Raw genomic sequence first — 17,565 nt, 5'->3', positions numbered from 1 at the left:
CGTTGAGATTTCTGTGGATGTCCGGCTCCACCTACGGACTGCCCACCCTTTCGACGACCAGGATGCGTGCCTCGCCACGAGGGACCGCGAGGTGCTCGCATCCCGCTTCCGCGAAGAAGACATCGCCGACGCCCAGCTCGATCACCTGCTCCTGCCCATCGACTCGATGGTGCATGTCCACCGTGCCGTCCAGGACCACGAAGACCTCCCCGCCGTCGTTGATGTGCCAGCGATAGGCCTGGTCGGTCCAGTGAATCTTCACGGACAGGCCCGACAGTTCGGCAATGGGGACAGCACCCCAGGGCCTGCCGGTGGTGACCTCCCGGCCACGGACAACCTTCATGGAATCGCCTCCGTTGTCGATGTGTTGGCCGGCATTCTTCAAAGACGTCGGCAACTGCTCCAGCGAGAAATTTTCAATCGCACCTGAGATATTCGCGCTTGGCCGCAAGCGTCATCGCGCAGCAGACTTCGCAGTTACTGCCCGGCGCTGCCGAATCGATGACGGCCCGGCACTTCGGGTGGTTCCTCGCAGGAGAACCCATGTCTTCCGATTTCATTCGATGCGCGTCGCACCCAGACGGCTATGCCGAATTGGTCATCGACCGGCCGGCAGCCCGCAACGCCCTGTGCCGCTCACTGACCGATGCGATGGCCGCGCACCTCGACAGGCTGGCGGTCGACGCCTCCGTGCGAGTGGTCCTGCTACGCGCCGAAGGCGAACACTTCGCGGCCGGTGCCGATCTCAAGGAGATGCTGGGCATCAGCGCGGAGCAGGCACGGGCCACCGACTTCGCCGGTTGCTGCGCGCCGCTGGGCACGTTCCCCAAGCCCGTGGTGGCGCTGGTGCAGGGCTTCGCGCTTGGCGGCGGCTGCGAACTGGTCGAGATGTGCGACATCGTGCTGGCGGCCGAGAACGCCGTGTTCGGCCACCCGGAGGTTCGCGTCGGCACCATGCCCGGCGCGGGCGGCACGCAGCGCCTGCCGCGCCTGCTCGGCATGGCCAAGGCGCTGGACCTGCTGCTGACCGGGCGCCGCATGGACGCCCGCGAGGCCGAACGCAGCGGGCTGGTCTCGCGCATCGTGCCCGCCGATCACCTGCTCGAAGAGGGCCGCCGGCTCGTCGCCGACATGGCGTCGCTGTCGGGCGAGGTGCTGGTCCTGATCAAGCAGGCCGCGCGTGCCAGCGCCAGCCTGCCCATGGACGAAGGACTGCGCCGCGAGCGGGCCGCCTTCCACCGCACCCTTTCGCTGCCCGACCGCGAGGAAGGCATGCGGGCATTCCTGGAGAAGCGGCCGCCTCGCTTCAACCCCCATTCCTGACACCGGAGCCTTGCCATGCCACTGTCCGATTTCAAGACACCGAGGGATCGACGCTACTTCGAGGACTACGAAAAGGGCCGATCGTTCGAGTACGGCCCCATCGGGGTCGAAGAGCCGGAAGTCATCGCGTTCGCGCGGCAATTCGATCCCCAGGCCATGCACATCGATCCCGAGGCGGCGGCCCGCGGGCCGTTCCACGGCCTGATCGCCAGTGGCTGGCACACCATCGGCCTGATGATGCGGCTGTTCGTCGACCACTACCTGACGTCGGTGGCAAGCCTGGCCTCGCCGGGCGTCGATGAAGTGCGCTGGTTCAAGCCGGTGCGCCCGGGTGACCAACTGCACCTGCGGCTGACCATCGCCGACGCGGTGCCATCGCGCTCCAAGCCCGACCGCGGCATGGTGCATACCCTGGTCGAGGGGATCAACCAGCAGGGCGAAGTCGTCGCGAGCTTCAAGGCCATGAACCTCATCGGCCGCCGCCACCCCGAGGCGTCCCCACAGCGAGAAGGAACCTCCGCACCATGACCCAAGCCGCCCCATCCTTGCCGCTCGATCCCCAGGTCGAGCGAATCGTCCGCGACAGCTTCGCCCGCCAGGGCCTGATGCACCACCTGGGCGCCGAACTGCACGAGGTTGCGCGCGGACGGGTCAGCATCCGGTTGCCGTTCCGCGAAACCCTCACCCAGCAGCATGGCTACTTCCATGCCGGCGGCACCAGCGCCATCGCCGACTCGGCCGGCGGCTACGCGGGCTTCACGCTGTTTCCACCGGACAGCTCCGTGCTGACCGTCGAGTTCAAGATCAACCTGCTGGCCCCCGCGCAGGGCGACTACCTCGAAGCGGTCGGTACGGTGGTGCGCTCCGGACGCACCCTGACCATCTGCCAGCTCGAAGTCTTCGGCGTCACCGAGCAGGGACGAGCCCAGGTGGCGCTCGGCCAGCAGACCCTGATCTGCCTGCAGGGCAAGCAGGATCGATGACGTTTCCGGTGTCCGCGCAAGGATGCGCCCGGCGGCCAGTTCCGCCATTCATGAAGGAGAACCCATGACCCCAACCTCGACCCCAACCCTCGGGACCCTCGACACAACCCGCTGGCTGCGCGGACAGTCCAACGCGACCAAGGTGCTGGCGGTGCTGTTCGGCACCCTCGTGCTCACCGCGTCGTCCCACGTCAGCGTGCCCATGGTGCCGGTACCAATGACCATGCAGACGCTGGCCGTCACGCTGGTCGGCGCACTGTATGGCTGGCGCCTGGGTGGCCTGACGATCCTCGTCTGGCTGGCCCAGGGCGCGCTCGGCTTGCCGGTGTTCGCCGGTGGCACGGGAGGCCTGGCGCGCTTCCTGGGACCGACGGGTGGCTACCTGCTGGCCTTTCCCGTGGCCGGCGCGCTGACCGGCTGGCTGGTCGAACGCGGCTGGCATGGCGGGCGCGTCGTGCTGGCCTTCGCGGCGATGCTGATCGGCAACGCCCTGTGCCTGCTGCTCGGCGGCGCCTGGCTGGCCGCGATGGTTGGCGTTCAGAAAGCCATCGCCGTGGGCGTGGCCCCCTTCGTCCTCGGCGGCGTGCTCAAGTCGGTGCTTGGCGCTGCGCTGCTCAAGGCCATCGATAGCGGTACCCGCAAGGCGGCGCACCGATGATGCGCGTCCCCGACCGGCCCGGCACATCATGATGAACGCCCTCGATGCGGAGCAGGCGCGGCGCTTTGCGCAGGCGTGGCTGCCTGCCTGGACCGGCAACGATCCCCAGCGGCTGGCTGCCTTCTATTCGGAGGATGCCTTCTATCTCGACCCTGCCGTACCCCAAGGGCTGCGGGGAAAGCCCGCCTTGCTGGGCTATTTCGAGCGCCTGTTGGCGCGCAATCCGGCGTGGGTCTGGACGCAGGTCGAGGGCATCCCCATGCAGGATGGCTTCCTCAACAAATGGTGTGCCGACATCCCGGTCGGTGGCGAGGTGTTGACCGTGGTCGGCGTATGCCTGGTACAACTGGACCATGCGGGCAAGATTCGCCGCAACGAAGTGTATTTCGACCGCAGCGAGTGGATGACCAGGATGGGAGCGGCATCGAAGCGGGATCGGGACGGAGGGCCATGAGCGAGCAGCAGGCAGGGAGCGTTTGGTGGACAAGGATCTACGTCTTCGTGGTGGAGCCGGTGCTCCTGGTGTCGGGCGTGACGCTGGTGCTTGCGTTGCTATCGTCCCTGCGCGCGGACCCTGGCCCCGCCAGACTGGCTGCCGCCGTCTTCCTCGTCACCTCCGTCATGGGGCTCATGATCCTGGTCCGACAGTATGGACGCCGCCTGCGCTGGCGAGGCAGGCACATGCCCTTGCCCCGCTTCCCGGCGACGCTGCGCATTCCCATCGCGCGCGCCGCGTGGTGGGAAGTGCTGGTCATGGGCATGGGGATCGTGTTCCCTCTGCTGGTCGTCGTGCTGCCGCCCCTCGTCAAGGACATCCACGAGACGGACCCTGTCGTGCTCGCTCTTGCGCTGGGCGGCGTCATCCTGGCCGTGGCGCTCACACGTGCGATCGTGCGAACACTCGTGCGGCGGTTGCGTCGCCTCGACCCACCCGCCGACCTCGTGGCCGATGCCCTCGGCCTCACGCGCGAAGGCCCCCAGCGGGTCTTCGTTCCCTGGCAGGCGATACGGGCCATCGAACATGCGAAGTTCCGCATCTGGAACTCGCACCTGCACCTACTGGCGCTGAAAGTCGATGATCCGCATCGATATGGCCTGGACACCGGCCGCTTCCAACGGCTGATGCTCAGGGGCACCACCGACGAACGCGGCATGAACGTCGGGCTCGTCAACCTGAGCGGCTACATGCCTTCGCCATCGGACAGCGTGCGCGCGCTCCGCGACTACTGGGCCTCGGCGAGGCCATGACGGCGGCCATGGACCGCCGTGCCGGCGGCGTCGGCGGCCCCCAATGAACGAGCGTCCGGCCTGTCCGGCGACGCGACCAGATCGAGCGCCGACAGCAGCGCATCGCCCTCGACCAGGCCGTGCAGCAGCAGCGTTTTCCCGGTCAGGCCGTCGTCAAGCCGCACGGTGGGCGTGGCGGTGATGCCGCTGCGCAGGGCCTCGTCGGCCTGCGCGCGAACGATGGCTGCGGGGCGCTCGCTGTCCAGGCATGCCTGGATGGCGGTGGTCATGCCTGGCCAGGTCAGGTCTGCCGGCAGCCCCTGGCCATCGCCCCGGGTGTTTTGGTAGAGCCATGCGATGGCATCGAAGAAAGCCTCGTGGCCTTGCGCTTCGCCTGCGCACTCGGCCACGCGGGCCAGCCGACTCGCCTCGGGATCGTGCATCGCCAGCGGCAGGTGATGCCATCGCAGGCTGGCCTCGGGATGGGCATCGATCCAGGCCATCAGCGTCGGGTAGTAGGCCTTGCAGAACGGACACTCCAGGTCGGCGTACAGCGTCAAGGTGAAGCGCGCATCCGCTGGCCCGTGGCGCCAGGGTGGGCCGGCGAGATGTGCCTGCGCGACCTCGGGACCCGTGCGCGGCGCCGGCGCACCGGGCGTGCGGTACAGGAGCCATCCCAGCAGGCCCGCAGCCAGGATGCCAGCCACCATCCAGTGCAGCCGTGGCAGGCGCCCGGCGCGTTTGCGAATGGCCTGGGCCCGGCCCGGCAAGGTGGTTCGCTTCGAGGACATGACGCGCTCCGGTCATTTCGGCAGGGACAGCGGCGGCGATGCGATGCCACGCGCCTGGTCGATCTTCTCGGCCACCTTGAAGGCGGCATCCAGTTCGCCGATGCCGTACTGGCGCATGAGTTGGTAGCGCTCGGCCTTCTCTTCCGGTTCGGTCTGCGCAAGGGCCAGATAGAGGCTGGGCGGCACGGCGCGGAACAGCACTTCCATCGACTTGGACAGGATGACGCCTTCGCTGAACTTGCCCGCCTCCTTGCGAGCGGACAGCATCAGCGCCTTCTGCGCGGGCGACAGTTCGCGAAACCGGGCGATCTTCTCCACCTCGTCGGGCGGCATCGACAGGCAGATCCACCACTCGATCATGTTGAGCATGGGCTCGGCGGCCTTGGGCAGGTCGTCGATGTTCTGCGTCGCCAGCCAGTACCACGCACCGAGCTTGCGCCACATCTTGGTGATCTTGACCACGTAGGGTGCAAGCAGCGGGTTCCTGGTGATGATGTGGCCTTCGTCGGTGACGTTGATGATCGGCCGACCCAGGAACTGGTCGCGCTCGGCGATGTTGTTCACCGTGTTGATCAGCGAGATGTAGGCGATGGAGAGCTGCGCGTTGTAGCCCTCGCGCGCGAAGGTGGCCAGGTCCACGATGGTGATGTCCGCCTCGGGCCAGGGCGTGCCCGGACGGTCGAACATCTCGCCGTCCGCGCCCTGGCAGAGCATGTCCATCGCATCGGCCATCTCCAGCAGCCGCGCGCGCCGGGCATCCGGTAGGTTGGCGTCGCGGGCGCGTTCGCGCAGCGCGTCGCGCACGTCGCGGGTCAGCACCGTGCGCGCCTGTGCCACGCAGCGCTGGGCGGCGTCCAGGATGCACTGGCGAATCAGGCTGCGGTCGGCGCGCGTCATGCGTGCTTCCTCCTTGTCCTCACCGCCGGTGATCATCAGCCGGGCGGTGATTTCGAGTTCGCCGAGCACGTCCCGCTGGTCATCCCCGTCGTCGGCCGGATGGGCGTCGCCGTCCTCGTCCAGGGCGTCGGCGTCCAGCGTCTGCACTTGACCCGGTGTATCGACCAGGCGCCAGGCATCGGCGAATGGCGCCAGGCTCACGCCCGCGCCGGGTGCCAGCTTCACGCGATGCACGCTCAGGCCCAGCCGAGCGGCGAAGTCACCGAACAGGCCGAAGCTGTTGCCGGCCTCGACGATGAACAGCCTGGGCCGGTAGATCGCCGTGACTTGGTTGAGGATGTTGTTCAGCGTGGCGCTCTTGCCGGAGCCGGTGGGGCCGAAGAGGAACAGGTGGGCGTTCATCTGCCGGTCAAGCCGGTTCAGTGGATCGAAGGTGATCGTCCCGCCGCCCCGGTTGAAGAAGGTGATGCCCGGATGGCCAGTGCCCTGGCTGCGCCCCCACACCGGCGCCAGATTGGCCGCGTGCTGCGCGAACATCAGTTGCGTGTACCACTGCCGCTTGTCCGCCGCCGGATCGAACAGACAGGGCAGCCAGCGCAGGTAGGTGTTGAGCGGGGCCACCTCGTCCTCTTCGCGCACCGGTTGCAAGCCCGCATTGAGCATGACATTGACCAGTTGCAGGCCGCGGGCGTCGAGCTGCGCCATGTCGCGGCCGCGCAGGTAGAACGCCAGCGTGCCCCGATACAGCTTGTGCGCGCTGCCGATGAGGCCGCGGGCCTGCTGCACGTCCTGGCGCGCCTGCTCACTGGCGAGCGTCTCGCCGACTGCCTTGCGGGCCAGGTGGTTGAGGTGCGCCTCCAGCACGTCCTGCGGCGTGGCGACCAGGGTCAGGCACATCACCGTGTCCTCGGGCATCTGGTCGAACAGCGCGTTCATCGCGTCGCCGCCCTTGCGCGTCTCGCCGGTCACGTGTCCGGTCGCGGGTGGCGAGCGCAGGCGGTCCATGACGATGACCCGGTGCGGCATGCCGTCGAAGAACCACAGGCCGTTCGCGACATCCGAGCGCGGCTGGCCGAAGAACAGGCGTTGCGCGAAGTCGCCGCTGGCCAGCTCGATCTCGCCTTCTTCCCGTTCCTCCGGGTAGCGGGCGAGCGCGTAGAAGCGTTCCCGGTCTTCGGCCGTGCTGCCCAGCGCGCCGGGATTCGGGTTGAACCAGCGCAGCAGCCAGTCGTGGATGTCCGCCGCGCCAAGGTGCCGGGCCTTGACGCCGGCATTCGCCAGGCCGCCGGCCAGGCGGTCGCAAATCGTCGCCAGGGCCTGCTCGGGCGATTGCCCCCGCCGGGCCGATGCGGCGTCCGGGGTGCGCCGATAAACCACCATGCGCACGCGCCTGGTCTGGCCGCGCCACGGCAGGCGTGTGACCGTGGTGTCCTCGAACAGGCCGCCCGGCTTCGCGATCGCGCGCAGGTGGTGCCCGAAGAAGCGCAGGTAGAACTCGCTGAACGCGCTGCCCTGCGCGCGTGGATGCAGGTACGCCCCCAGGGTGCGCAGGTAGTGGTCCCAATCGGCTTCGTCCTGCGCGTAGAGCTGCACCACCCACGGGTTCTCGTCCAGTTCGTCGAAGGAGTCCTGCAGCGCGTTCTCCAGGGCATCGCGGGCCTGCCACAGCCAGGCGGTCTCGCGCCCCTCGGTACCGATCGGCTGCAACTCGAAGAACGCCGCCACCGATTGGCCATCTTCGAGCAGCATGCACTTCGTGGCCGGCAGGTACTCGACCCAGGGCAGCAGGTCGGCGAAAGACGGCGCCACGTCGTAGAGCGCCGCGTGGTCGGCCCGCGTCGCGGGTCGCCGATGATTCGACCCAAGGGCGGCGCCAGGTGCGTCGATGCCGTGCGCAGCGAGGCGGTCGACATGCCGCGTCCAGGCGTCCGGCTCGATGTCGGCCTGGACTGGCCTGGGGGCCGGACGACGCGGCCACGGCAGTCGCCAGCCCATCAGTAGTCCTCCAGCCGCTCGCCGGGCATCGCGTACTGCACGCGCTGGTAGAGCGGGAAGACGGTGCTGTAGCCGGGCACCGGTACTGGGTCGGTGCCGGCCAGGTGCGGAAAGACGTACATCACCAGATCGGGGTTCGGCAGTCGATGGAACTGTCGCTGGATCTCGTTCGCTGCAGTGCGGGTGTAGGCCGCGTTCCGGGCGGGCGCTGCGAGGGTGTCAGCGTCGGTCAGCGGGCGGCGCAGGTCCTGGCGTGCGTCGAGCAGCAGGCGGCCGGCCTGGCCTCGGCTGTAGCCGCCAGTCTCGTGCTGCCAGATGTCCAGCATGGTGTGCTCGCCCCGGGGCAGTAGCTTTTCCGAACTGGTGGCACAACCCGCGAGAACGGCGGCGGCGAGCAGGACAAGGGGGCGGTCAATCCAGGTCCGGCGCATGCACTTCTCCCATGAGGTGATTCACCCGGCGCCCCTTGGCGTCGTGGTCGATGGCGATCGGCTGCTCCAGGTGCACGGCCACCCTGGCGCCGGGCTGCACGTAGACCGCAGCGAAGGCCTGGCCGTAGAGCTTGTTGACCCAGTCGGCCATGTCGCGCACGCCACCGGCAAGGATGCGGCCCATGGCCTCGTTGCCCGAAATGCCGACCGTGCCCAGCGAACCGTTGTTGCTGGCGACCACGGCCACGCTGCCGTTGTCGGACTTGATGAGCGAAGCGGCGCCTGCGCCGGCCGCGGTGATCAACGCCTGCGATCCCAGGTACTGCTGGGCATTGCTGCGCCGCTCGCCCGAGACGCACGGGATGCCGTAGGGATCGCTGATCCAGCCCAGGCCATCCAGCAAGCTGGTGCTGTTCTGGCTTCGACTGCGCTTGCCGTCGTCCTCCGGCACCGTGCGGATGGTGCCGTCGCTGAACACGAAGGTGATGGAACGGACCTGCCCACGCACGCACGAGAGCGTCCAGTCGCCCGAGGCCGTGCCGCTGACCACCGCACCGGCCACGTCGGGAATCTCGATGCCGTTGGCCGCCAGGTTGTCTGCCCCGATCAGCACCTTGAAGGGAAACGGGTCGTTGACGGTGCCGTCGATGGGGATGCGACCGATCAGCGCCGTCATGGCGACCGAGCCCATCAGCGTGGCATTGGTGGGCACCGTATAGACCGCCCGGGTGGTGCCGCCATCGGCCTGCGCCGTCCTGTCGCTGACGGTCTCCGCCGCGGCCGTCAGCTCCGGCGAGGCCAGGCCGAAGCTGGAGGGAAAGGCGGGCAAGCGCAGGCTGCTCGAACCGCCCTTCGGATCGGGCCGGGCGTCATCCGGTTCGATCCAGCGCATGCCGCCCTCCTTGAGCGGCCCGCCGTCATGCCCGTCCAGTCCAAGGCCGATCGGCAGGTCGGCGGCACCGCCCTTGCCGGACAGCCCGTCCAGGCGGCGCTGCAATTCCTGCATCAGCCCTTGCGTCTGCTGCCGGTCGCTGGCGGCCTGGATGCGCTCCTGTTCCAGGCGGCGGCGTTCGCTGTCGAGGGCGTTCTGGATGCGCTGGTCGATCGCACCCTCGCGGGTACGCAGGCGCTCGTTTTCGGCCTTGTGCTGGCGGTTGTCGCTCAGCGCGGTCTGCAACTCGGTGCGGAGCTGCTTGACCTGCGCGACCAGGGTGGCGACGGTATCGCGCGGGGTGTCGCCCGCGATGCCGAGCGCCTTCATTTCCTCGGGAGTGAGCTGCCCCGGGACATCCGGCTGGCCAGGTGCGGCATCGCTGCCCGAGAACAACCTGGCACCGACGAACACCAGCAACAATGCCATCGGAATCAGCAGCCACTTCAACAGGGGATTACTCCTCATCGGACGTCCTCCCCGCAGCGGCGGCCGGCGGCAGGTTCGTACCGGCATCGATGGGGCCGAGCACTGGCATCAGGGACTCGGCCAGGCCACGGCCGCGCGTGACCAGGTAGACCACCGTGGTGTCGGTCGAAGCGCCCGCCGGCCCCAGGTCGGGATGCTGGAAGGTCGCGGCCACGAAGTCGCCTTGCAGCACCCTTGGATCGAGATCGATCCGGTGAGGCGAGGTGTTGGTCAGGCGCACCGCGGTGACCCACTGGTCTTCGAGTCGCCAGGCCGCCAGCGCCCGCGCCTTGAGCGGCAGCGTTGGCAGCAGTGTGTCCAGCGCGAGCGGGCGCCGCAGCGGCACGCGCCCGATGCCGGCCACGGGCTCGACGGTGCGCAGCGGTGCGTAAAGGTTCTGCGCCGCGTAGCGCGTCAGGACAACGGCTACCGGCGTTTGCCGACGCCTGGCGGGTTGCGCTGCTTGGGTTGGACCGGCGGCAGTGTCACCGCTGGCTTCCTCGGCGGCGTCCTGCAGGACGATGCGTACAGGCTCCAGCGGCGGCTCGCCTTCCCGGGCCTCCGTGGCTGCGATGTCGACCAGCACGATGGCGCCGGATTCCACGTCCTGCAGTTGCAGCCGCGTCGGCGCGATGGCCTCGCTGGCGCGCAGGTAGATGGCGCCACCCGCGCTCTGCACGCGCAGCCGCTCGCCCAGGCTCGGGGGCAGGCCGACACGCACGTTGCGGTCGATGAAGACCACGCGCTCCTGGCCGACGACCAGCGGGACGGCCAGCGGCAGCCGCTGCCAGCGCAGGATCTCGATGGCATGGCTGTCCGGCACCAGGCCGAAGCCGAGGGCCAGGCTCGCCACGATGGTGAAGACGTGGTGTTTCATGGGTTGCTTCCCTGCGAAAGGCCGCCGTCGGGCGTGCCGGACGGAGGCACTGCCGGCGACGGTGCCTCAATCCGCTGCGGCGCGCCGTCATAGCAGTCCAGCGCAAGGCCGAAGGGGTTGTGCTGGGGATCGACGTCCAGCCGCACCACCTTCAGCGGATAGCGCACCAGGGCCCGCTTGACCTGCTCGGCGCCGTAGTACTCGTCAGCGCTGACGTCGAGCGTGACGATCCAGTCGCGGCTTGAAACCGTCTTCACCCGCATCGTGGGGTTGTCGCCAAAGCCGCGCCCCGGAATCTCGTAGATACCACGCACCCGCTGGCGCAGTTCGCCACTGCTGCGCCGGTGCTCGTAGTCCTGGCGCAGGAAGGCCTGGCAGGCCGGTGTGAAATAGGCCGACAGCGCGTGGAGGTTGCGCGGGTAGTCCTGCTCACCATCCGTCGGCCAGCGCTGGACCTGCTGCCAGACGTAGAAGGCGAACGCATAGACATTCTCGGGCGGCACATCCCACCAGGCGCGGGTGCTGCCCGAGCGCAGATCGGGGGGCACGTGGATCGTCAGTTGCCTCGGCGCACTCCACCAGCCGAAACCGAGCAGCAGCGCCACCACGAACAACGCACCGGCGCCCAGGCGCAGCGTGCGCACATGGGCCTGCAGGTGATGGACTTCGTTCCTGAAACGGCTCATGAGGCGGCTGCTCCGCGTGTGCGCCGGGTGGTCCAGTACCCCGAACGCGTGATGAGACGGTGCCCACCGAGCCAGGACGCTGCCAGCGGATGGCGCAGCGCCAGGCGCCACTGCAGTTGCCGGTACAGCCAGGTGTCCGGGCGGCCGCGCTTCTGCCTGCGCAGGAAGCCGCCACCACCGAACACGCCAGCCGCCACGCCGGCCACGATCAGGGTCGGCACCATGGCGACGCTGTGCGTGGCCCAGGCCAGCGGCACGCCGGCGATGAACCCCGCCACCGCGGACAGGCCGGCGCAGATCCAGAGTTCGTCGGCGGTCAGGCCCCTCACCACCACGGGCTGCCGGTTCAGCCTGTGCGGCAGGAAGGTGACCAGCCCGTCGCGCGCGATATCGTTCAAGGCAGCCATCGCCGCTCAGAGCACGCCGGTGGCCTTGGTCAGCAGCCAGATGCCGACCACCAGCAGGATCGCACCCACGGCCACGGTGAGACCGAACTGGCCCCAGGTGGCGCGACCGGTATGGATTTCCGAGTAGCGCGTATAGGCGTGGTAGCACACGCCGACGAACATCGAGGCGACCACGAGGAGCGCGATCAGCAGCACGATGTCGTAGCCGTAGTTCTGCAGCGTCTGCATGATGCCGCTGCCCTGGCCGCGCGACGGGTCCTCGATGGTTGGCAGGCCCTGCGCCAGGGCCGCCAATGGCAAGCCCATCAGCGCCAGCGGCGCGAGGATGGTGGTGGCAACGCGATGGGGAATCGGATGGGTCTTCATGGCGGTAGGGCCTCTCGTGGTGGTCAGGACAGGAGGAAATAGGTCAGCACCAGGTACATCGCGACGAAGCGCACGACGACACCCAGGAACTGACGCTGGGACAGGCGCTGCTCGGCCCACCCGGTGTAGGCGGTACGCATCGCCCACACGCCCCACAGGAGCAGGACGGCGAACACCAGGCCGAGCACCACCGTGGCCACGGCAGCGGGGGCGAAGCCGCCATTGGCCTGGAAGGCACTGACCTGGGCGGCGTTCACTGAGGTGCCTCCTGGCCGGAGCGCGGGCTGGACTGGCGGTAGTCACCGGACAGCTCGACCGGATCACGCGGCTGGGCGCGCGGCGGCGTCAGGTAGTCCTGGATGCCCGCCCGGACGCGCTGGAGGTCCTTGCGCAGGCGGGCATGGTCGAAGTGGTAGCGGGCGCGCTGCTGCGGAGCGGTATGGGCGGCGTGCTCGGCCTGGCGGTCAATCAGATCGATCTGGCGCGCGAGCGCGGCAAGTTGCTCACGCTCCGAGGCGAGGCCGTCGGCGGCCGATGTGGGCGATGCGCCGGCCAGCGCGATGGTCAGAGCCAAGGCCAGGGCCGGCACGCGGCGGCAGGGAGTCGTCGGGGTGCCAAGGGGTGTCATCACGCCGTTTCGCAGTCGTCTGGATGGCGGGATGCTGCGGCGTGGGGCCGGGTTGTGCCGCAAAGAATCGGAACGGGCGGAGCACCGGATTTGCCTCGATAGTTGGCGCAGCGTCGTTTCCGGACAAAGGCCGGTAGTCCAAGACCTGGCTGCTAGAGGAAGACGGGCCGGCCACTTATGTGGAAACCCTGCTGGCGCGGTGCTCCTACTTCTCTCCGCTGGCCGAGGTCGTCACCGCGGTGGCGGCTTGACGCGACGTGGCGCTCGCCCCCGTGGTGGGGCTATCCCCTCGGACTGGATGACCTCGCGCCGGCAAACTGCGCATTTAGCTGTTCAGAACTGCACCGGATTGCTCTACACTTGCCAGGATTGTCACTACCGCCTGTGCCACCCCCACCGGGTGGGGAAGCAATGAAAGACGAGCCCGGACAGATATTGACCCTCGATGAAGTGGCTGCCTATCTCAAGGTGGGCAAGCGCACGGTCTATCGCTTGGCAGCAGCCAAGAAGATTCCGGCCTTTAAGGTGGGCGGGATATGGCGCTTCTCCCGTGCAGACATCGACGGCTGGATCAGGCAGCAGTCGTCAGGCGATCAGCAAGAAGGTGGGGATGATCTGTTGAAAGGGGGGCGCCGGTCATGAAACTGATCCACAACACGGGCGCAGACCGCGTGATCGACCTGATGCGCCCCCACCTAAAGCAAGGCAACCAGCTCGGCTGCGTGACCCCGTCGTTCTCCCTCTTCGCGTTTGCAGAGCTGCGAGATTCGCTCACGGCGCTGGAACGCGTCCAGCTCGTTCTGCCTTCCGGCGACGCTGAGTTGGGGCTCTTGGGTGTCGAAGGCGATCGTGCCGCACGCAACCGCCTACAGGTCCGGTGGCTGGCCAACCAGTGTGCGAAATGGATCGGCGACAAGGTCGACTTGCGGCGAGCTGCGGGCCCAGTGCCGCAAGGGGCAGCAGTCATACGGAATGGTCATGGGCTGACGGAGCAGGCGGTCCTCGGTTCCTTTGCCTTCAGCACCGATGGACTCGGCGTGACTCCGGGAAACCCTTTGAGCCTGATCCAGGCTTCCGAGTCGGCCGACGAAGCTGCGCAGCTCGCCAAGTGGTTCGACCATCAATGGTCCGCTCTGCGAACTCAATCCACGGACGCCAGTAGCGGGCGCGAAGCTCTGCTCGAAGCACTGCGCACGATTGGCGAGCACCGCGACCCCTTCTCCTTGTATGCACTCATTCTGCATCACCTGTTTCGCGACAGTGGCGACGAAATGGACGAGGAGCGCATCGTCAAGTCCGCCACGGGTATCCGTAATACTGTGGTGTGGAAGAAGCTCTTCAAGTTCCAGCGTGATGGTGTGGTCGGTGCCATCGACAAGCTCAACCGCTTCGGCGGTTGCATCATCGCCGACAGCGTGGGCCTCGGAAAAACCTTCGAGGCCCTGGCGATCATCAAGTACTACGAGCTGCGCAACGATCGCGTGCTGGTACTAGCACCCAAGCGCTTGCGCGACAACTGGACGCTCTACAAGGCCAACGACAAGCGCAACGTCCTGGCAGCCGACCGCTTCAACTACGATGTCCTGAACCACACCGATCTCTCGCGCGACGGCGGCACGTCTGGCGACATCGATCTGTCGCACGTGAACTGGGGCAACTACGACCTGGTGGTGATCGATGAGTCCCACAACTTCCGCAATAAGGCCACGCACAAGGGCAAGGAATCCCGCTACGACCGTCTGATGCGACGGATCATCAAGGAAGGCGTCAAGACGCGGGTCCTGATGCTGTCGGCCACCCCCGTCAATAACCGCTTGGCCGACCTGCGCAACCAGATCGCCTTCGTCACGGAGGGCGACGACACCGCCATGTTGGAACACGGTATCGCCAGCATCGAGGCGACCACGCGCAAGGCGCAGACCCAGTTCAACCGCTGGTTGAACCTCGACGAGTCCGAGAAGACACCCGCGAGGCTGGTCGAGATGCTGGGCTTCGACTACTTCACCCTACTGGATCACCTCACCATCGCCCGCTCGCGCAAACACATCGAGAAATACTACGGCACCAGCGAGACGGGCCGCTTCCCGGATCGTCTGCCACCGATCAACATCAAGGCCGATGTGGACCTTGCCGGCGAGTTCCGCAGCATCCGGGACATCAACCTCGAAATCCGGCGGCTCAATCTGGCCAGCTATGCGCCATTGCGCTACGTCCTGCCCCACAAACAAGCCGCCTACGACGCAAAGTACAGCACCCAGATCCGCGGGGGCGAAAGCTTCTTCCGCCAGGTGGACCGCGAAGAGAGCCTGATCCACCTGCTGCGAGTCAACGTGCTCAAGCGCATGGAAAGCGCAGTGTCCTCGTTCGCCCTGACCGTCGAGCGCCAGCTTCGCGACGTGGAGACCACGCTCGCACGCATTGAGGCGTCTGCTGCCGACATCGAGGAAATCGACATCGCCGACGTCGACATCGATGACCCCGCCTTCGAGACCTTGCTTGTCGGGCGCAAGGTCAAGGTACTGCTCAGCGACGTCGACCTCATCCGTTGGAAACAAGACCTGATCGAAGACCGTAACCGTCTGGCCACCCTGCTGGCCGCAGCCAAGCAGGTCGATGCTGATCGGGACGCCAAGCTGGCCGCCTTGCGCAACATGATCGAGGACAAATGCCGTAACCCGATCAATGCCGGCAACCGCAAGTTCATCGTCTTCACCGCCTTCGCGGACACCGCCGAATACCTCTACGCGCAACTGGCGCCGTGGGCGAAGGCCACGCTTGGCATCGAGTCGGCGCTCGTTACCGGTGCGGGCCGAAATCAGAGCACGCTGCCACATCTGCGCAAGGACCTGGCATCCATCCTTACGGCGTTCTCGCCGCGCTCCAAGGAGCGGCCGGCGGATTTGGCCGACGAGGGCGAGCTAGACCTGCTCTTCGCCACCGACTGCATTTCCGAAGGCCAGAACCTGCAGGACTGCGACTGGCTGATCAACTACGACATCCACTGGAACCCGGTGCGCATCATCCAGCGCTTCGGCCGGATCGACCGCATCGGCTCGCCCAACGAACGCATCCAGCTGGTTAACTTCTGGCCCAACATGGAGCTGGAGGAATACATCAATCTGGAACAGCGTGTCAGCGGCCGCATGGTGCTGCTCGACGTCTCCGCCACCGGTGAGGAAAACCTCATCGAGCAACAGTCCGGCAACCCGATGAACGATCTGGAGTACCGGCGCAAGCAGCTACTCAAGCTGCAGGACACGGTAATCGACCTGGAAGACCTGTCCACCGGCGTATCAATTACCGACCTGACGCTCACCAACTTCCGCATCGATCTGGCCCAACACCTCAAGGCGCATCCCGGCAAGCTGGATAACCAGCCATTGGGGGCCTACGCGGTCACCACCAGTATCGACGCCGACATTCCGCCTGGTGTGATCTTCTGCCTGCGCGCCGAGGGCTCGGCCGCACACAAAGCCAAGGAATCGGACTACCCCTTGGCACCCCATTACCTCGTCCACGTCGGCGACGATGGCGCTGTATTGCTGCCCTACACCCAGGCCAAACGCATTCTCGACCGGCTCAAGCGCCTGGCGCTGGGTCGCGACCTGCCCGACGCTGGCGCCTGCGCCCGCTTCGACAAGGCCACCAAGCACGGCGAAGACATGCGCCATGCGCAAAAGCTGCTCGCAGCAAGCGTAGCGTCGGTGGTTGGCAAGAACGAGGAACGCGCAGTGGCCAGTCTGTTTTCGCCGGGCGGCACGCATGCCATCAAAGGCGAGTTCGCCGGAAGCAATGACTTTGAAGTGTTGGCATTCATGGTAGTGCTGTCCCAAGAGTGAACAGGAAACATACCGAGAGAATGCGTTGAAGAATCTAGGGAACATTTATGGCTAGCGGAAAATTGCTCAGGCAACTGATCAAATCCGGCGTACAAGGGGATCTCGCCAGATTCCGTTCCGCCTCCGAAGCGGTCATCAAAGAAGAGCGCGAGAAGAACCATCATCTGCTCGCCAACGATCTCGAGCACCTGCTTTACGGCGATCAGGCCAAAGCCGGTCCTGGCTCCCGCAGGCTGCATGCCGTGACCGATCTGCCCACGAACAAGGACAATGGTCTGGCGCTGCTCGAAGAGCGTGCAGTGATTCGAGAGGAAAAGGACATCATCCTCTCTGACGCCACGAAGTCGGCGCTAGATGAGATCCTGATGGAGCACAACCGTGCCGATGTGTTGCGATCCTTCGGTATGCATCCCGCGCAGAAGCTCTTGTTTTGTGGGCCGCCGGGTTGCGGCAAGACGCTAGCTGCGGAGGTCATCGCGCACAGCTTGTCGATGCCCCTGGTTCTGGTCCGGCTCGATTCGCTTATTTCGTCCTTCCTGGGTGAGACGGCGGCCAATCTGCGCAAAGTGTTCGACTATGTGGCGAGTCAGCCGGTGGTGGCGCTCTTCGACGAATTCGATGCGCTGACCAAGGATCGTGGCGACAGCGCCGATCACGGCGAGCTGAAGCGTTCCGTGAACGCAGTCCTGCAGATGATGGACGGCTACCGTGGGGAGAGCATCCTCATCGCCACGACCAACTACGAGTCTCTGCTGGACAAGGCGGTGTGGCGGCGTTTCGACGAGGTTCTGCGTTTCGAGCCGCCCAGTTTGGAGCAGATCAAACGCCTGCTGTCATTGAAGCTGTCCGGCATTCGACGAAATTTCGAGGCGGACGACGGCCAAGTTGCCTCGCAGTTCAAAGGAATGTCCCATGCCGATATCGAGCGCGTACTGCGCCGGGCCGTGAAGGAAATGATCCTGTCCGGACGGGAGTTCCTCGAGAAGGCCCACATCGATACCGCGCTGGCTCGCGAATACCGCCATAAGGGCTGAGTTGGGGGGGGGGAAGAGACTGTG

20 protein-coding genes are annotated in these 17,565 nt (G+C 66.6%); 9 read left to right on the top strand and 11 right to left on the bottom strand.

From position 1 onward, the window contains the following. Positions 1-31: 31 nt before the first annotated feature. Positions 32-343 (bottom strand): cupin domain-containing protein, encoded by a 312-nt coding sequence (locus N5K27_RS20920; protein ID WP_253102722.1) that lies wholly within the window; start codon positions 341-343, stop codon positions 32-34. 200 nt (positions 344-543) lie between these two features. On the opposite strand from N5K27_RS20920, the gene N5K27_RS20915 reads away from it, so the two are divergent. The 6 genes from N5K27_RS20915 (at position 544) to N5K27_RS20890 (ending at position 4,212) form a co-directional block, all read left to right on the top strand. Then, positions 544-1,323 (top strand): enoyl-CoA hydratase-related protein, encoded by a 780-nt coding sequence (locus N5K27_RS20915; protein ID WP_253102723.1) that lies wholly within the window; start codon positions 544-546, stop codon positions 1,321-1,323. Between the two features lie 15 nt (positions 1,324-1,338). Continuing rightward, the gene (locus N5K27_RS20910) at positions 1,339-1,851 is read left to right on the top strand and encodes a MaoC family dehydratase (RefSeq protein WP_279818514.1); all 513 of its coding nucleotides are present in this window, start codon (positions 1,339-1,341) and stop codon (positions 1,849-1,851) included. Further along, positions 1,848-2,306 carry a PaaI family thioesterase gene (locus N5K27_RS20905; RefSeq protein WP_024889590.1) on the top strand — a complete coding sequence of 153 codons (459 nt, stop codon included), beginning with the start codon at positions 1,848-1,850 and terminating at the stop codon, positions 2,304-2,306. The genes N5K27_RS20910 and N5K27_RS20905 overlap by 4 nt, the downstream gene beginning before the upstream one ends. A 64-nt stretch (positions 2,307-2,370) precedes the next feature. Beyond that, positions 2,371-2,964 carry a biotin transporter BioY gene (locus N5K27_RS20900; protein WP_209210463.1) on the top strand — a complete coding sequence of 198 codons (594 nt, stop codon included), beginning with the start codon at positions 2,371-2,373 and terminating at the stop codon, positions 2,962-2,964. A gap of 28 nt (positions 2,965-2,992) precedes the next feature. Next, entirely contained in the window at positions 2,993-3,418 is a 426-nt protein-coding gene (locus N5K27_RS20895; RefSeq protein WP_245217913.1) for a nuclear transport factor 2 family protein, read from the top strand. A gap of 50 nt (positions 3,419-3,468) precedes the next feature. Beyond that, entirely contained in the window at positions 3,469-4,212 is a 744-nt protein-coding gene (locus N5K27_RS20890) for a hypothetical protein (RefSeq protein WP_279818509.1), read from the top strand. Here N5K27_RS20890 and N5K27_RS20885 read toward each other — a convergent pair. The 10 genes from N5K27_RS20885 to N5K27_RS20840 are packed head-to-tail and all read right to left on the bottom strand — an operon-like array spanning position 4,188 to position 12,668. Further along, a complete protein-coding gene (locus N5K27_RS20885; RefSeq protein ID WP_279818507.1) occupies positions 4,188-4,982 on the bottom strand; it encodes a thioredoxin domain-containing protein in 795 nt (264 codons plus the stop codon). The two genes, N5K27_RS20890 and N5K27_RS20885, sit on opposite strands and share 25 nt — an antisense overlap. Before the next feature lie 12 nt (positions 4,983-4,994). Beyond that, on the bottom strand, positions 4,995-7,874 hold the full coding sequence (locus N5K27_RS20880) for a conjugative transfer ATPase (protein WP_279818505.1): 2,880 nt from the start codon (positions 7,872-7,874) through the stop codon (positions 4,995-4,997). After that, a complete protein-coding gene (locus N5K27_RS20875; protein WP_124136570.1) occupies positions 7,874-8,305 on the bottom strand; it encodes a TIGR03751 family conjugal transfer lipoprotein in 432 nt (143 codons plus the stop codon). The genes N5K27_RS20880 and N5K27_RS20875 overlap by 1 nt, the downstream gene beginning before the upstream one ends. After that, positions 8,286-9,704: a TIGR03752 family integrating conjugative element protein gene (locus tag N5K27_RS20870; protein ID WP_279818503.1), complete on the bottom strand. Its 1,419-nt coding sequence runs from the start codon at positions 9,702-9,704 to the stop codon at positions 8,286-8,288. Before N5K27_RS20870 ends, N5K27_RS20875 begins: the two co-directional genes overlap by 20 nt. Next, positions 9,694-10,581 carry a TIGR03749 family integrating conjugative element protein gene (locus tag N5K27_RS20865; protein ID WP_009618151.1) on the bottom strand — a complete coding sequence of 296 codons (888 nt, stop codon included), beginning with the start codon at positions 10,579-10,581 and terminating at the stop codon, positions 9,694-9,696. Before N5K27_RS20865 ends, N5K27_RS20870 begins: the two co-directional genes overlap by 11 nt. Continuing rightward, positions 10,578-11,267, bottom strand: a complete 690-nt coding sequence (locus tag N5K27_RS20860; RefSeq protein ID WP_024889599.1) for a PFL_4703 family integrating conjugative element protein — start codon at positions 11,265-11,267, stop codon at positions 10,578-10,580. The genes N5K27_RS20865 and N5K27_RS20860 overlap by 4 nt, the downstream gene beginning before the upstream one ends. Continuing rightward, the gene (locus tag N5K27_RS20855) at positions 11,264-11,674 is read right to left on the bottom strand and encodes a TIGR03750 family conjugal transfer protein (RefSeq protein WP_206111240.1); all 411 of its coding nucleotides are present in this window, start codon (positions 11,672-11,674) and stop codon (positions 11,264-11,266) included. The genes N5K27_RS20860 and N5K27_RS20855 overlap by 4 nt, the downstream gene beginning before the upstream one ends. A gap of 6 nt (positions 11,675-11,680) precedes the next feature. Continuing rightward, the gene (locus N5K27_RS20850; RefSeq protein WP_279818497.1) at positions 11,681-12,040 is read right to left on the bottom strand and encodes a TIGR03745 family integrating conjugative element membrane protein; all 360 of its coding nucleotides are present in this window, start codon (positions 12,038-12,040) and stop codon (positions 11,681-11,683) included. 23 nt (positions 12,041-12,063) lie between these two features. Then, entirely contained in the window at positions 12,064-12,297 is a 234-nt protein-coding gene (locus N5K27_RS20845) for a TIGR03758 family integrating conjugative element protein (RefSeq protein ID WP_009463356.1), read from the bottom strand. After that, positions 12,294-12,668 (bottom strand): RAQPRD family integrative conjugative element protein, encoded by a 375-nt coding sequence (locus N5K27_RS20840; protein WP_279818592.1) that lies wholly within the window; start codon positions 12,666-12,668, stop codon positions 12,294-12,296. Before N5K27_RS20840 ends, N5K27_RS20845 begins: the two co-directional genes overlap by 4 nt. A 411-nt stretch (positions 12,669-13,079) precedes the next feature. On the opposite strand from N5K27_RS20840, the gene N5K27_RS20835 reads away from it, so the two are divergent. The 3 genes from N5K27_RS20835 to N5K27_RS20825 are packed head-to-tail and all read left to right on the top strand — an operon-like array spanning position 13,080 to position 17,541. After that, complete coding sequence (locus tag N5K27_RS20835; protein WP_009618159.1) at positions 13,080-13,310, top strand: helix-turn-helix domain-containing protein; 231 nt, start codon at positions 13,080-13,082, stop codon at positions 13,308-13,310. After that, on the top strand, positions 13,307-16,507 hold the full coding sequence (locus tag N5K27_RS20830) for a helicase-related protein (protein ID WP_279818495.1): 3,201 nt from the start codon (positions 13,307-13,309) through the stop codon (positions 16,505-16,507). Before N5K27_RS20835 ends, N5K27_RS20830 begins: the two co-directional genes overlap by 4 nt. 47 nt (positions 16,508-16,554) lie before the next feature. After that, positions 16,555-17,541: an ATP-binding protein gene (locus N5K27_RS20825; RefSeq protein ID WP_279818494.1), complete on the top strand. Its 987-nt coding sequence runs from the start codon at positions 16,555-16,557 to the stop codon at positions 17,539-17,541. Positions 17,542-17,565 lie beyond the last annotated feature (24 nt).

It is taken from the genome of Pigmentiphaga sp. GD03639, assembly GCF_029845405.1.
In the GTDB taxonomy this organism is placed as follows: Bacteria; Pseudomonadota; Gammaproteobacteria; order Burkholderiales; family Burkholderiaceae_B; genus Pigmentiphaga; species Pigmentiphaga daeguensis.
The sequence above is the reverse complement of the archived record's forward strand: the minus strand, read 5'-3'. Positions and strand labels throughout refer to the sequence as shown.

Excerpts from the sequence above, each read along its gene's own strand:
- N5K27_RS20920 (WP_253102722.1), bottom strand. The coding sequence starts at position 343 with ATGAAGGTTGTCCGTGGCCGGGAGGTCACCACCGGCAGGCCCTGGGGT.
- N5K27_RS20915 (WP_253102723.1), top strand. The coding sequence starts at position 544 with ATGTCTTCCGATTTCATTCGATGCGCGTCGCACCCAGACGGCTATGCC.
- N5K27_RS20910 (WP_279818514.1), top strand. The coding sequence starts at position 1,339 with ATGCCACTGTCCGATTTCAAGACACCGAGGGATCGACGCTACTTCGAG.
- N5K27_RS20905 (WP_024889590.1), top strand. The coding sequence starts at position 1,848 with ATGACCCAAGCCGCCCCATCCTTGCCGCTCGATCCCCAGGTCGAGCGA.
- N5K27_RS20900 (WP_209210463.1), top strand. The coding sequence starts at position 2,371 with ATGACCCCAACCTCGACCCCAACCCTCGGGACCCTCGACACAACCCGC.
- N5K27_RS20895 (WP_245217913.1), top strand. The coding sequence starts at position 2,993 with ATGATGAACGCCCTCGATGCGGAGCAGGCGCGGCGCTTTGCGCAGGCG.
- N5K27_RS20885 (WP_279818507.1), bottom strand. The coding sequence starts at position 4,982 with ATGTCCTCGAAGCGAACCACCTTGCCGGGCCGGGCCCAGGCCATTCGC.
- N5K27_RS20880 (WP_279818505.1), bottom strand. The coding sequence starts at position 7,874 with ATGGGCTGGCGACTGCCGTGGCCGCGTCGTCCGGCCCCCAGGCCAGTC.
- N5K27_RS20875 (WP_124136570.1), bottom strand. The coding sequence starts at position 8,305 with ATGCGCCGGACCTGGATTGACCGCCCCCTTGTCCTGCTCGCCGCCGCC.
- N5K27_RS20870 (WP_279818503.1), bottom strand. The coding sequence starts at position 9,704 with ATGAGGAGTAATCCCCTGTTGAAGTGGCTGCTGATTCCGATGGCATTG.
- N5K27_RS20865 (WP_009618151.1), bottom strand. The coding sequence starts at position 10,581 with ATGAAACACCACGTCTTCACCATCGTGGCGAGCCTGGCCCTCGGCTTC.
- N5K27_RS20860 (WP_024889599.1), bottom strand. The coding sequence starts at position 11,267 with ATGAGCCGTTTCAGGAACGAAGTCCATCACCTGCAGGCCCATGTGCGC.
- N5K27_RS20855 (WP_206111240.1), bottom strand. The coding sequence starts at position 11,674 with ATGGCTGCCTTGAACGATATCGCGCGCGACGGGCTGGTCACCTTCCTG.
- N5K27_RS20850 (WP_279818497.1), bottom strand. The coding sequence starts at position 12,040 with ATGAAGACCCATCCGATTCCCCATCGCGTTGCCACCACCATCCTCGCG.
- N5K27_RS20840 (WP_279818592.1), bottom strand. The coding sequence starts at position 12,668 with ATGACACCCCTTGGCACCCCGACGACTCCCTGCCGCCGCGTGCCGGCC.
- N5K27_RS20835 (WP_009618159.1), top strand. The coding sequence starts at position 13,080 with ATGAAAGACGAGCCCGGACAGATATTGACCCTCGATGAAGTGGCTGCC.
- N5K27_RS20830 (WP_279818495.1), top strand. The coding sequence starts at position 13,307 with ATGAAACTGATCCACAACACGGGCGCAGACCGCGTGATCGACCTGATG.
- N5K27_RS20825 (WP_279818494.1), top strand. The coding sequence starts at position 16,555 with ATGGCTAGCGGAAAATTGCTCAGGCAACTGATCAAATCCGGCGTACAA.